Source organism: Nesterenkonia sedimenti, from assembly GCF_012641515.1.
Taxonomy (GTDB): domain Bacteria; phylum Actinomycetota; class Actinomycetes; order Actinomycetales; family Micrococcaceae; genus Nesterenkonia; species Nesterenkonia sedimenti.
Map to the genome: position 1 here is coordinate 1 of NZ_JABAHY010000016.1, position 12,579 is coordinate 12,579.

The following is a 12,579-nucleotide window of genomic DNA, read 5'->3' on the forward strand; positions in this document are numbered from 1 at the left end:
TCACCCGGGCCCTACTGGACACCGGAGGATTCAGGCCCCTCCTACACCCTCATCTGCGATGAGCCGGTTTGGGGGTCGATGCCGCTTTCATGCAGGACCACGAATTCCTCCGCACCGGCCTGCAGCTCAGCGTTGATCCGGTCCTCGACCTGGATCTGCTGCAGGAAAAACACGGTGTAGCCGGCGACGATCAGCCCCATAGCGGCAAGGCCCACGACGGCGGCGAGTATCCTGGCACGCACGGAGAATCCGCCCAGGGGCAGGCGGCGACGTCGCGGTTTCTCACCGGAAGGGGCTTCTGCTTCCCCGTTTTTGGGCACGCTGACATCACTCACGCTGATTAGTTTCTCATTAGTTGGAGCCCAGAATGGCACCAAAGTGATGAGAATTTTCTCATTGTGCCCCGCAGCACATGGTTAGCTTCGGCTTCGCTGACACAATAGCGGGGATGAACTATGCGGCAGAGCAGTTTCTGCGCAGCGAGCAGATGGGCCCGCTGCTGGCTGCTGCTGTGCGCTCCACCGGACTGCACCTACGGTCCTGGTCCCTGGAGCGGGTCTACTCCCGGCCGCATTCGGCGACCTCAGCCCGGTTCGGTGTAGATGCCTCGGGCCACCCGGTGACCCTGATTGCCAGCACGAGGCCGCTGACCGATACCCAGCGGGATCAGCTGGGTGCCGTCCGGTGTGAGTCGCCATTGGCCGTGCTGCATATTTGGGCCCATCCCACGGATCCGGAGCTGCCCGGGCTGCAGGTGGTCGAGGACCAGGAGGCTCTTAGCTCCCGGCTCAGCGAACTGATGGCCGTTGATCTCGAGGTCGATCAGCTGCAGATGCTGGTGCTGCGCCCACTGCGCCGGGCTGTCTACCGGGTGAGGCTGAAGTCCGCCCTGGGCTACCGCACCGTGTATCTGAAGATCGTCCGCCCGCATAAGGTGGCCGAGCTGCTTGATCGGCATGCCGGCTGTGACCTCACCCCTGCCACAGCGGATCTCGGGGATGGGATCATCCTGCTCGATGAGGCCCGCGGTGCACCGCTGACCGAGCTGCTGTATCACCCAGTCTCCCCCAATCCAGGAATCACTGTTGAACCGGAGGTCATTCTCAGCGCCTTGGAGGGACTGAATGACAAAGCACTTCTGCTGCCGCCACGTCAAGCTCCGGCTCAGCGACTGGAAGGTTTCAGTGCGCCGCTGATCGCAGCCGGAGCCGATGCCGGGGTGCTGGAGGAACTCATTCGGGATATCTCTGCTCAGCTGGATGAGGAGCCCGGTGAGCGCGTGGCAGTACACGGAGATTTCCATCCTGCCAACCTCTTTCTGAGCCGGGACGGCAGGGGTGTTGAGGCCCTGATCGACGCTGATACGGTGGGCCCCGGCCACCGCGCTGATGATCTGGCAATGATGCTGGCCCACCTCTTAGCACTGCCCAGCTTCGACGCCGAGGGTTACCGCGGGGTCGCTGACCTGGTGGCCCGACTGTGGGCCCGACTGGTGGCCGATGGGGAGGCCGGTGATCTTCCAGCCCGTACTGCGGGGGCACTGATCTCCCTGGCACCCGGGGCTCGCAGCGCCGAACAACTCGATTTCTACCTGGCCACAGCGCAGCGATTGGTGGCCATTGGTGACATTTCTGCGGCGCAGCACACACCTGGCCAAAGAATGTGATCAATCACACATAGTTTTTTGAAAATTAATCCTTTGAGAGGTCTTGTTTGCCTGGCTGTAACATGCCAGCCTTAAATACAAGCCCATTAGCACATCTGACGTGATATCGAGCGTCGGCACCCAAGGAGTAGTGATCGCCATGGATTGGCGCAGCCGAGCAGCATGCCTTGATAAGGACCCCGAGCTGTTCTTCCCCGTCGGCAACACCGGCCCCGCCCTGCTTCAGATCGAAGAAGCAAAGAGCGTCTGCCGGCGCTGCCCCGTTATGGACACCTGCCTGCAGTGGGCCCTGGACACCGGCCAGGACGCTGGCGTGTGGGGCGGTATGAGCGAAGACGAGCGCCGAGCCCTCAAGCGGCGTGCCGCTAGAGCGAGGCGCGCGTCATAAGAGACCAAGCAGGGTTCCCTGCAAAGCCGTAGCTTTGCGAGGGAACGGAGCAGAGTGCGCTGAAGCGCCGCGCAGCCCGCGCCCACCGCTGGAACTAGCTCAGGATTGGGGCCCGGAGCACGACTCGTGTTCCGGGCCTTCCTGTATCTGCCGCCGTTCCGGCACTTTCACCCGGCAGCCATTCAATGGATCCGGAGAGTTCCCCACGGACCAGAGTCTTGACGATCTGCAGGCCCAGGCCCGGCTCCCAGTCCTCCTGCGGGATCCCCGTGCCGTCGTCGATGATCTCCAAGTCCAGGCGTTGCCGTCCTGCCACATCACTGTGTCGGCTGACTTCGAGGATGACATGTAGCTGATCCTCGGATTCTGCACCGGAGAGACCGTGTTCCACAGCATTGGCCACCACCTCAGTGATGACCAGAGCCAGCGGCGTGACCATATCTGGGGACAGCTGACCGAAGCTGCCGCGCAGCTCGGTATGGGCGATCCGTCCGGACTGGGCCATCTCGGCTGCCAGATGCAGCTGTCGACGCATGAGCTCGTCGACGTCGACGCTTTCCTCCAAGCCCTGGGACAGAGAATCGTGGACCATTGCGATGGTCTCCACCCGGCGCATGGCCCGCTTCAACCCCTCTTTGCCCTCCTGGGAGTCCATCCGCCGGGTCTGCATACGCAGCAGAGCAGAGACCGTCTGGAGATTGTTCTTCACCCGGTGGTGGATCTCCTTGATGGTGGCGTCTTTGCTCATCAGCTGCTTTTCCCGGCGGCGCAGCTCGGTGACGTCCCGGCAGAGCACCAGGGCGGCAAACCGCTCCCCCGCCTTATGCAGGGGGATGGAGCGCAGGGTCACGGCCGCACCATGGGCCTCCAGTTCTGCGCGCATGGCCCGGCGGCCGGTGAGCATCATCGGCTGGGATTCATCCACCGCGACCCCTGTAGCCCGCTGCAGCTCGGCACCGATTCCAGCCAGGGAACGCCCCTCCAGGGTGTCCTGGACACCCAGACGCAGCAAGGCGGATACCGCATTGGGGCTGGCAAAGGTGATCCGACCCTCGACATCTAGACGCAGCAGCCCGTCACCGACCCTTGGCGCCCCGGAGTAGCCGGTGAACTCCTGGCTGGTATCGGGCCAGGAACCATTGGCCACCATGCCCAGGAGGTCAGCCGAACAGCGCCGGTAGGTCAGCTCAAGTCGGGAGGGGGAACGCATTGCGGCCACGGAGAAGTGCAGGGTCAGCACAGCCACTGTCTGTCCCCGGCGTAGCAGGGGGATGGCTGTGACTCGGGTACGGGCCGGTGCCGGCTGGCCCTGATCCGAGGAGTTGGTCTCCACCTGTGAGGTCCAGGCCCGTTCCACCAGAACCCGGAGGTCGGCCCGGATCCGATCACCGACCACATCCCGGTGGATGAGAGTCTGGGTGGTGGAGGGCCGGGCCTGGGCCACCGCGATGAAGGACCGGCCCTCAGCTGAGACCATGCCCTGGTGGGTGTGGGGTGCCCACAGGACCAGATCTGCAAAGGAAAGATCCGAGAGAAGCTGCCAGTCACCTAACAGGGCATGGATCCACTCCACATCCGTGGGGTCCAGATGCGGGTTGGTGTCCAGTCGGTCGCTCAGCACGCCCATCCAGCTGGTTCCGGTTCTCGGCTCAGGCGCTGACCAGGCCGCGCAGGTGGCGCAGCAGCACGGTGATCGAGGCTACGGAGCCGGAGTCCTGCTCGGCCTCCTCGATCAGGCGCTCGGCCCGCTCCAGGCGAGTGGAGCGGTTTCCGCGCCAGGCCTCCAACCGTTCCTGGGCCGTACCGGATTCAGTGCTGGCCAGCACCGACTGGGTGATGTCCCGGACCGCTGAGTAAAGCTCCTCGCGCTGGGCTCCGCGGGCCAGGGCCTGCCATTTATCGGTCCGCGGCAGGGCCGAGATCCGTTCCATGATGGCATTGATCTCGAAGGCCGAGTAGACCGCGAAGTACACCGAGGCGGTCTCTGCTGAATCGGTGCCCAGCTCATCGGATACTGCTGCGATATCGAGCAGGGAGTAGGACTCGTAGAGTTCGGCGTGCCAATCGGCCAGTTCCTCATCGGCCCCGTGGGAGATCATCTCCTTGCGCAGCTGCTGGCGCCGCTGCTGCTCACCCTCGCAGAGGTGGGCTTCGAGGTTCCGGTACAGCGGGGTGATGTGCTGGGCGTAGCTGGCCACCTCTTCGGCGATGCTGCCGGTCTGCCAGGATCCACCGTGGGTGATCAGCCAGCGCACGGCGCGGTCCAACAGCCGGCGCATATCCCGGTGCATCTCAGCCCATACCTCAGTGGGGAAGCTGACCGGCAGCTTCCGCATAGCCTCTTCGAAGTCCTGGAGTTTGAAGATCTCCTCGGCGACCACGAAGGCCCGCAGGATGACATCCTCTGAAGCGAAGGTCTCCTCGGCGGTGCGGAAGACGAAGGTTGCCCCGCCCATATTCACCGCATGGTTGGCCAGGGTGGTGCCGATGATGCGCTGGGCCAGGGGGTGGCGCGGCAGCTGATCGGCCCACTGGTTGGTGATCCGCTCCGGGAAGTAGGCCTCCAGCCAGCTGTGGAACCAGGGGTCCTCGAGCAGTTCGCTGCCGGCCAAGGCCCCCTTGAGCTGAATCTTGGCATAGGCGGAGAGCACTGCCAGCTCCGGGGTGGACAGGGCCGGCACCCCGTCCTGAGGGCGGCGCTGCATCTGCTCCCAGCTGGGCAGGGCCTCCAGCTCCCGGTCCAGTCCGGCAGTCTGCTCCAGCCAGTCGGAGAGCCGCCCGAAGGAGGGCGAGAATTCGGTCAGCCGGTGCCGTTCGGCCAGCAGGAGGGTGTTCTGGTCCTTATTGGTCTGCAGGACCAGTCCGGCCACATCCTCAGTCATCTCCTCCAGGAGGTCGTCACGGTTCTCGGCCTCGAGGTGCCCGGAGCTGATCAGCCCGTCGAGCAGGATCTTGATATTGACCTCGTGGTCGGAGCAGTCCACCCCGGCGGAGTTGTCGATGGCGTCGGTGTTGATCAGCACCCCGTGCTGGGCCGCTTCAATCCGGCCGGCCTGGGTCAGCCCGAGGTTGCCGCCCTCGACCACCACGCGGGTGCGCAGATCGGCACCGTTGACCCTAATGCCGTTATTGGCGCGATCGCCGACGTCGTCGTGGGTCTCTTCACTGGATTTCACATAGGTGCCGATTCCGCCGTTGTAGAGGAGGTCCACCGGGGCTTTCAGCAGTGCGCTGATCAGCTCCGGCGGGGTCAGGGACTCGGCGTCGATATCGAACCGTCGCCGCATCTGCTCGGTGATGGTGATGCTGCGGTCGGTGCGGGAGAAGATCCCGCCGCCAGCCGAGATCAGCTCGGTGTTATAGGCATCCCACCCGGATTTATCGGCCTCGAAGAGGCGTTGGCGCTCGGCGAAAGAGGCTGCCGGGTCCGGATCGGGGTCGATGAAGATATGCAGGTGGTTGAAGGCTGCCACCAGCTGGATGTGCTCGGAGAGCAGCATGCCGTTGCCGAAGACATCGCCGCCCATATCGCCGATGCCGACCACGGTGAAGTCCTGGCTCTGGGTGTCGTGGCCCAGTGTGGCGAAATGGGATTTCACCGATTCCCAGGCTCCGCGGGCGGTGATGCCCATGGCCTTATGGTCGTAGCCGGCCGAGCCGCCGGAGGCGAAGGCATCGCCGAGCCAGTGGCCGTATTCCTGACTGATCGCATTGGCGGTATCGGAGAAGGTGGCCGTTCCCTTATCCGCAGCCACCACGAGGTAGGGGTCATCGTCGTCGTGGCGGACCACCTGCTCCGGGGGCACGATGGTGACAGTGCCGTCCTCATCGGTCTGCTGGTTATCGGTGATATCCAGCAGGGCGCGGATGAAGGTCTTATAGGCCTCACGTCCGGCCTCGAACCAGGCACCCCGGTCCGCGCGGGGATCCGGCAACTGTTTGGGGAAGAAGCAGCCTTTGGCCCCGGAGGGCACGATGACGGCGTTCTTAGCCATCTGGGCTTTAACCAGGCCCAGCACCTCCGTGCGGAAGTCCTCGGAGCGGTCGGACCAGCGCAGCCCACCGCGGGCGATGGAGTCGAAGCGCAGATGGGTGCCCTCCACCTGCGGGGAGTAGACCCAGATCTCGTGTGCGGGCCGGGGCCGGGGTGCGGCGTCGATATCGGCCGGGCGCAGTTTCAGCGCCACCCACTGGTGGCCCTGGTAGAGGTTGGTGCGGTCGGTGGCGTCGATCAGCGCCAGGAAGGTCGAGAGTACGCGGTCGGCATCGAGGGTCTTGACCGTCTCCAGTGCCTCGGTGACCCGGCTGCGGCAGGCGGTGATGGCCTCACTGCGGCCCTGCTGCAGATTGGGGTCGAATTTGGCGGTGAAGTAGTCGATCAACGCCCGGGCAACACTGGGGTTGGCCAGCAGCGCCTCGGCCAGGAAGTCATAGGAGTGCGACATCCCCAGCTGACGCATGTACTTGGCATAGGCCCGCAGGACGGTGACCCGCCGGATGTCCAGCTGCAGGTGCAGCACCAGCCGGGAGAACTCATCGGATTCCACCTGGTCGGTGAGCACCTTGTGATAGGCCTCTTTGAAGACCTCGGTGGTGGCATAGGGGTCTACCTCTGCGGGGTAGCAGATGCCCAGATCGTAGAGGTAGAAGCTCTGCCCGTCCGGGGTGGTGATGGTGTAGGCCCGTTCATCCAGCAAGGCCAGGCCGAAGTCATCGATGATCGGCAGGGTGTCGGTCAGGGTCTTGGGACCGGTGAGGTAGAGCTTCAGCCGCATATGGGCTGGGTCGTCCTCACCCGGCGGGTAGAAGGAGAGCCGGGGGCCGTCATCGGGCTGGGCTTCCAGAGTTTCGAATTCGGCGGCATCGTGCAGGGCGTCGGAGACCTCGTAGACCACTCGGTATTCCGGTGGGAATGCCTCGCCCCAGCGGCTGGAGATCCGCTCGGCATGGGACTCCGAGTACGACGACGATGCCTCCTCGGCGATACCCTCGCCCCAGGAGCGCACCGCCCGGGCCAGGCGCTGCTCGAGCTCCTCGGGACTGATCGTGGGTTCGGCGGCGTCCTTGCGCAGGCGCATCCGGAAGAAGACCCGGGCCAGCACGGAGTCTGAGAGCCGGACGTTGAAGTCGATGGATTCGGCATCGATATGGGCCATGAGTTCGTTCTCGGCCCGGCGGCGGGTCTGGGTGTTGTACCGGTCACGGGGCATAAACAGCAGCGCGGTCATGAACCGGCCGTAGTGGTCCTGCCGCAGGAAGAGTTTGACCCGGCGGCGCTCCTGCAGCTGCAGGATCTGCCAGGCGACATCCTCGATCTCCGCGATCTCCATCTGCATGAGCTCATTGCGGGGGTAGGTCTCCAGGATCTGCATGAGATCGGTCCCGGAGTGGGAGTCCGGGCTGAAGCCGGAACGGGCCAGCAGCGCTTTGGCCCGCGAGCGCAGCAGCGGGATGGTAGTGATCGACTGGGTGTAGGCCCGTTGGCTGAACAGGCCGAGGAAGCGGCGTTCCCCGGTGACCTCACCGGCGGCGTCGAAGGTTTTGACCGCCACATAGTCCATATAGGTCCGACGGCGCACGGTGGACCGGGAGTTGGCTTTGGTGATCACCAGGGCTTTGGGCTGCCGGGCCCGGGCGCGGCCGGCGGCGGAGAGTTCTGAGGAGCTCTTCGACCGCGGAACCCCATCGATATCGGCCAGGATCCCCTGGCCGGTGCCGGGGATGGGTTCCAACCGGGCGTCCTCACCCTCTTCGATGAACTGATACTCCCGGTAGCCGAGGAAGAGGTAGTTGCCCTGGGCCATCCATTCGACGAATTCGGCGGATTCATCCCGGTCCTCCACGGAGTCCAGGCGCCGGATATCGGCAGCAGTCTGCCGTGCCTGGGCGGCCATCCGGTCCTGATCCCGGTGGCTGGCCCGGACATCGGAGAGGACACGTTTGAGTCCGCTGACGAGGTCCTCCACGGCCTCCTCGGACAGTGAGCGGTCGACTTCCACCGTGATCCAGGATTCGACCTGGGTCCGGTCCTGCTCCTCGAGAAGGGCGGTGACTGTGGGCAGGCTCTGGGTGTCCCCGGAGGACCAGGACCGGCCCTGGCTGGGGAGGTTGAGCACTGCTTTGAGGGTGTGGTCCTCGGCTTTGCGCTTGGTCAGCAGGATGGGGTGGACCACCAGGGTGATGGCGTGGCCGCAGCGGGTGACCTCGCTGGTGACCGAATCCACGAGGTAGGGCATATCGTCAGTGACCACCTGGACGATGCTGCGGTGGCCGATATCGGTGACTCCAACCGCGGGTTCGGCCCCGGGCCGGTCATTGGCCAATTGGATATGGGATTCCAGGAACTGGTGGCGCTGCGGTTGGTCCAGTTTGCTGAGGTCCGCGGAGGCGATGTGGGCGAAATAGGCTTCGGCCAGGGTGTCGAGTGTGTGGTCCTGATGTGTCCAGAGTGTGCTCGGCTGCTCCGCCATCGCTGTGGTCTCTCCCCTTTAGGAATTGTGTGGGTTTTTCCTACCTCTGCCGTCTCCTCAGCCTATCTGGTGAATCGGGTCCCAGGAAGACTGAACGCGCTCTGATCAGGCTGCTTCGCGGCGGCTGCGCAGGCGGCGTCGAGGGTTGGGAATTCGGGCTCCGGCTAAGGCGGCGATCTGGTGGCGCAGCGGGGAGTCGGCTGCGGCTTCGGCGAGTACCTGACCGGCCTGAAGTGCGGCGTCGCAGCTGCCCGGATCCCAGGGCAGGAAATCCTCTATCGCGGTGCCGGCTGGACCCAGCTGGGCCCAGGCTTCGCTGAGCTGGCGGCGCGGTGCTCGGCCGACGGCGGATTTGCGCAGTTTGGTCACCAGGAACCGGAGGTTCTCCACTGGTACTGGGAGGTCCTCGCTCTGGGTGAGCTTCACCAGTCGGGTGAAGCCCTGGGGATCGGCCGAGCCGAGGGTGAAGATGTGATCGGCGGCTTTCAGCGCGGTCAGGGCTGCGGTGTTGCGGCCGGGGGTGACCTCGGTGAGCTCATCGATTCCGGCGTGCTGATCGGGTTGGATATCGGAGGCGATATCGACGACGACGGCGCGGTAGTGGGTTCTTGCCACATCGAGCAGCCGCTGCAGGGCCCGGGGACGCAGTTCGGTCCAGCGTTCGGGCCTGGGCAGGCCGGTGAGCACCTCACAGCCGGCACCGTCGAATTCCACCTCGGTGGCTGCCTGTCTCAGAGTTTCGATATCGAGTCCGCCGAACTCCGCGGCCCGGCAGGCCTGGGCGATGCCGGCTGATTCCTGCAGCAGTCCCAGGTGCAGGGCGATGGAGGCTGCATGAGTGTCAGCGTCGATGAGCAGGACCTCAGCTCCGGTGCGGGCCAGTTCGGCAGCGAGGTTCACCGCCGTGGTGGTCCGGCCCGGTGCGCCTGGGGTGCCCCAGAGGACGATCACGCCACTGAGTCCGGCAGTTGGTGTCGGCTCATCCTGGACCAGCTCGGTCTCTGGCTCGCCCCCTGCCGGTTGGGCACCATCCCGGAGCCGCTGCTGTTGGGTATCGACTGCCTGGGCCGGTGGCGGGGGCAGCTCTGGGTGGTCGTCACCGGTTCGGTCCGCTTCGTCCTGCAGGGCCTCGGCCAACGTGCTCGCTGGGGTCTCATCACTGAAGGCTGCAATACCCAGTTTGGCCAGTCGGCTGCGTTCTGCGGTGACATCGGAGATCGCCACAATCCGCAGTCCGGCCTGCTGCAGTTGGGCGTGGACGGAATCGGTGATCACCTCGGTCTCCCCGATGATCAGGGCGGCATCTGCCTGGGTGAGTCTTGCGGCTGCCAGCAGTTCAGCCAGATCCTGGCAGCGGCGTTGGATGGTCACCGCAGAGTGCAGGGCTTCCAGGGCGGCAACATGATCGGTGGCCAACTGGCCGGTGGTCAAGACCGTGCAGCGTCGCATCAGCTGCCCGCCCCGGAGGTTGCCGGCAGGACTGTGATCGCCGAGCCGGTGCCGGAGGCGGCCAGAATCTCGGTGATCTCCTCGGGGTCCACCAGCAGTTCCACGGTGACCGTCGATGTTGCAGCGAAGCCGGAGTCCGGCTCCCGAATCTCGGCGACCTCTGCTGCGGCAGCCAGGAGGTCCACCTCTGCGGCGTCCTCACCCGGGGCTGTTGACCAGACATCGACCTCACGGCCGGGCTGGACCCCGCGGGCAAGCTCATGGTCGATCGCCACTGTCACCGCCTGCCGTCCCTCCGGGTCCCCCTCCCCCAGGGCAGCAGCCGGAATGAGCTCACCCTCGGAGACCAGGCGCAGCAGCTGGGTGTTCTCCGGAAGCTCGGAGTCGGCGGAGAGATAGTGGCCGACGGCGTCGTCGATATTGACCTGAACCACCCGGAGGTCCTCCTCGGTGAGTTGATCCCCGGTGCTGAGTGTGCGGTCGGCGGCATATACCGCATGGGTGGTGTTCTGCGCGGCCACCAGTGTGGCGACCCCAGCCACTGAGGCCAGGATGAGCAGCACACCGGCGATCAGTCGGGGGTCTCGCCAGCTGGGTCGGCGCAGGCGATGGGACGGCTGGGTGGGCTGAGCAGCTGACACGTTCTGACTCCCAGGGATGCGGTGCGTAGTGTTCACAGATGCTAATCGAAGTTCAAGACTGTGGGGAGACCCCAGTCACAGACTGTGGATAACTACGCCGCCTGTTGTCGGCACGATCAGCGGAGAGTAAAATGATCAAACGACATCAAATGACCCGAAAGGCCCGTTCATGCGCAGATTCCTCACCCTCCCTGATGTGGCTGAGGCGCTGAACATCTCTATGTCTCAGACCCGCGCGCTGATCAATCGGGGCGAGCTGGAGGGCATTCAGATCGGCGGCCGCGGCCAGTGGCGGGTCGAGGAGGCCAAGCTCGATGAGTACATCGACCGCCTCTATGCCGAGCAGCGTGAGGCCCGGGCTGCCAAAGCTGAAACCCAGTAGGCAACTTTCTGTTTTAGTAGCGCCGACTGCGCAGCATCACCAGCGCGGAGACCGGGATGGTCAGCCGGCGCTGCTGGTCGGCGAGGTCGAAGTGGTCCTGTCCGGCGGCATAGAGCACACCCTCTACCGGTGGACCCGCTGAGGCAGTGGTGACCGTAACCTCTTCCCGGTGCTGAGCCAGGGCTCGCAGCGGTGAGGTGATGCTCAATCTGCGCCGGGCCACCGAGGCCTCGGGCTTCGCCTTCCAACCCAGGGAATGGACCGCGAGCACAGCGTCCAGCGAAATCAGGATGCTGCGGCCCCGGTGCTGACCGCTGAGCCAGTCGCTGCCGACCTCCCCGATTTCACATTCGATCCGACCGGCACTGGGCAGCTCCAGCTGCAGGCTGCTGCCGGTATGGGCGCGGAGCCGATCAGCCAGAGGCATGCGGGCGCGTTCGATCTCCACGGCCTCGACTGTCTCCGCCTCCAGGTCCTGGTGGCGTTGGTCCTCCCACTGCGCCTGAAGATCGGCGAAGAGCGCATCCCAGCGCATACTGCCTCCTTCACTTCTCATCACCAGGATAGACAGCACCCTGTTGCAAGCTGCAAACCTCATGTACTATCTGTTGTCACCAAACAGCATCAAACTATATGTTCGAGTACCTGTGAGGTTGATATGCCGCCATTCATCCCTGAACGGATAGCAGCGCTCTCCCCGCGACTGGCCGGAGCCCCGCAGCGCAGTGAGCCCTCAGCACCGCTGGTCGAGGTTCGACCCGGGCAGAGCCTGTGGGATATTGCCGCCGATCACTTGGGCACTGCCGCCACCGACTGGGAGATCGCCGCTGAATGGCCGCGCTGGCATGCGGCCAATGCTGAAGAGATCGGCCCCGACCCCGCCGCTCTGAAACCGGGGACTGTTCTCTCCCCACCTAAGTCCCAGATCTGAAAGGACCCCGCTGATGAACACCGCCGAAGCCCTTACCCCAGTCCCAGAGCCCCCAGCGGCGCAACCGCATCCGCTGGCCGGCAGACCGCTGCGGATCGAGCAGGAGGAACCCACCTCAGAGGGTTGGACCGCCTTCCAGCGCAATCCTCGGTTCCGGCTCAAGCGTGAGGATGAGGTGCCCAGACTGCTGGCTTCCCAGGGGCAGGCCGCAGAAGAGGCTGATCTTCAGCGGCCCACCGCTCTGGCCGGATTTCAGGAGGAGCGCCGGCAGATCCTGGCCATCTGCCGGGTGGTCTGCCAGGCGACCGTGGAGACTCTGAGCGGACTGCGCTCCCCTGCCCAGCTGCAGCGCTGGCTGGAACGCGAGGTCCAGCACAAGGTATGGCAGCGCGCCCAGCTGATGACTCGCCGCCGAGGCAACACTCCGGTGACACCCACCCCGCTGCAGTTCCTCTCTGAACGCACCACACCAGTGCGCTCGGGAGTGTGGGAGGCCGCCGTCGTATTCAATGACGGGAACCGGGTCCGAGCCTGTGCTCTGCGCCTGCAGGCACACCTGCGGCGTTGGCGGGTTACAGCCTTAGAACTGGGTTAGGTTCGCAGCGCCGCCTTTGGGCGCTTACACTGGCAAGTGGTCCAGTCTGCGAGAAAT

General features: G+C 64.8%; 11 protein-coding genes. 5 read left to right on the top strand and 6 right to left on the bottom strand.

Going from position 1 to position 12,579, the window contains the following annotated elements; genetic code table 11:
- Positions 1 to 41 precede the first annotated feature (41 nt).
- Positions 42 to 335 carry a hypothetical protein gene (locus HGQ17_RS12690; RefSeq protein ID WP_168888323.1) on the bottom strand — a complete coding sequence of 98 codons (294 nt, stop codon included), beginning with the start codon at positions 333 to 335 and terminating at the stop codon, positions 42 to 44.
- 113 nt (positions 336 to 448) lie between these two features.
- Here HGQ17_RS12690 and HGQ17_RS12695 point away from each other — a divergent pair, with 113 nt between their 5' ends.
- Together HGQ17_RS12695 and HGQ17_RS12700 are read left to right on the top strand one after the other, a co-directional pair.
- Positions 449 to 1,666 (top strand): phosphotransferase, encoded by a 1,218-nt coding sequence (locus tag HGQ17_RS12695; protein ID WP_168888324.1) that lies wholly within the window; start codon positions 449 to 451, stop codon positions 1,664 to 1,666.
- Between the two features lie 139 nt (positions 1,667 to 1,805).
- Positions 1,806 to 2,054: a WhiB family transcriptional regulator gene (locus HGQ17_RS12700; protein ID WP_028463811.1), complete on the top strand. Its 249-nt coding sequence runs from the start codon at positions 1,806 to 1,808 to the stop codon at positions 2,052 to 2,054.
- A 94-nt stretch (positions 2,055 to 2,148) separates the two neighbouring features.
- On the opposite strand, the gene HGQ17_RS12705 is transcribed toward HGQ17_RS12700, so the two are convergent.
- From HGQ17_RS12705 to HGQ17_RS12720, 4 genes are all read right to left on the bottom strand, one after another.
- On the bottom strand, positions 2,149 to 3,681 hold the full coding sequence (locus tag HGQ17_RS12705) for a sensor histidine kinase (RefSeq protein WP_168888325.1): 1,533 nt from the start codon (positions 3,679 to 3,681) through the stop codon (positions 2,149 to 2,151).
- A gap of 22 nt (positions 3,682 to 3,703) precedes the next feature.
- On the bottom strand, positions 3,704 to 8,524 hold the full coding sequence (locus tag HGQ17_RS12710; protein WP_168888326.1) for an NAD-glutamate dehydrogenase: 4,821 nt from the start codon (positions 8,522 to 8,524) through the stop codon (positions 3,704 to 3,706).
- 105 nt (positions 8,525 to 8,629) lie between these two features.
- Complete coding sequence (locus HGQ17_RS12715; RefSeq protein WP_211090662.1) at positions 8,630 to 9,973, bottom strand: AAA family ATPase; 1,344 nt, start codon at positions 9,971 to 9,973, stop codon at positions 8,630 to 8,632.
- On the bottom strand, positions 9,973 to 10,614 hold the full coding sequence (locus tag HGQ17_RS12720) for a CpaB family protein (RefSeq protein WP_168888328.1): 642 nt from the start codon (positions 10,612 to 10,614) through the stop codon (positions 9,973 to 9,975). Before HGQ17_RS12720 ends, HGQ17_RS12715 begins: the two co-directional genes overlap by 1 nt.
- 169 nt (positions 10,615 to 10,783) lie before the next feature.
- On the opposite strand from HGQ17_RS12720, the gene HGQ17_RS12725 reads away from it, so the two are divergent.
- A complete protein-coding gene (locus tag HGQ17_RS12725) occupies positions 10,784 to 10,996 on the top strand; it encodes a helix-turn-helix domain-containing protein (protein WP_168888329.1) in 213 nt (70 codons plus the stop codon).
- Between the two features lie 13 nt (positions 10,997 to 11,009).
- Here HGQ17_RS12725 and HGQ17_RS12730 read toward each other — a convergent pair whose 3' ends face one another.
- Positions 11,010 to 11,531 (bottom strand): hypothetical protein, encoded by a 522-nt coding sequence (locus HGQ17_RS12730; RefSeq protein WP_168888330.1) that lies wholly within the window; start codon positions 11,529 to 11,531, stop codon positions 11,010 to 11,012.
- A gap of 123 nt (positions 11,532 to 11,654) precedes the next feature.
- Here HGQ17_RS12730 and HGQ17_RS12735 point away from each other — a divergent pair, with 123 nt between their 5' ends.
- Positions 11,655 to 11,927, top strand: coding sequence for a LysM peptidoglycan-binding domain-containing protein (locus tag HGQ17_RS12735; protein WP_168888331.1), 273 nt, complete (start codon positions 11,655 to 11,657; stop codon positions 11,925 to 11,927).
- A 13-nt stretch (positions 11,928 to 11,940) separates the two neighbouring features.
- Complete coding sequence (locus tag HGQ17_RS12740) at positions 11,941 to 12,522, top strand: Rv3235 family protein (protein ID WP_168888332.1); 582 nt, start codon at positions 11,941 to 11,943, stop codon at positions 12,520 to 12,522.
- Positions 12,523 to 12,579 lie beyond the last annotated feature (57 nt).

Excerpts from the sequence above, each read along its gene's own strand:
- HGQ17_RS12695 (WP_168888324.1), top strand. The coding sequence starts at position 449 with ATGAACTATGCGGCAGAGCAGTTTCTGCGCAGCGAGCAGATGGGCCCG.
- HGQ17_RS12700 (WP_028463811.1), top strand. The coding sequence starts at position 1,806 with ATGGATTGGCGCAGCCGAGCAGCATGCCTTGATAAGGACCCCGAGCTG.
- HGQ17_RS12705 (WP_168888325.1), bottom strand. The coding sequence starts at position 3,681 with ATGGGCGTGCTGAGCGACCGACTGGACACCAACCCGCATCTGGACCCC.
- HGQ17_RS12710 (WP_168888326.1), bottom strand. The coding sequence starts at position 8,524 with ATGGCGGAGCAGCCGAGCACACTCTGGACACATCAGGACCACACACTC.
- HGQ17_RS12715 (WP_211090662.1), bottom strand. The coding sequence starts at position 9,973 with ATGCGACGCTGCACGGTCTTGACCACCGGCCAGTTGGCCACCGATCAT.
- HGQ17_RS12725 (WP_168888329.1), top strand. The coding sequence starts at position 10,784 with ATGCGCAGATTCCTCACCCTCCCTGATGTGGCTGAGGCGCTGAACATC.
- HGQ17_RS12730 (WP_168888330.1), bottom strand. The coding sequence starts at position 11,531 with ATGCGCTGGGATGCGCTCTTCGCCGATCTTCAGGCGCAGTGGGAGGAC.
- HGQ17_RS12735 (WP_168888331.1), top strand. The coding sequence starts at position 11,655 with ATGCCGCCATTCATCCCTGAACGGATAGCAGCGCTCTCCCCGCGACTG.
- HGQ17_RS12740 (WP_168888332.1), top strand. The coding sequence starts at position 11,941 with ATGAACACCGCCGAAGCCCTTACCCCAGTCCCAGAGCCCCCAGCGGCG.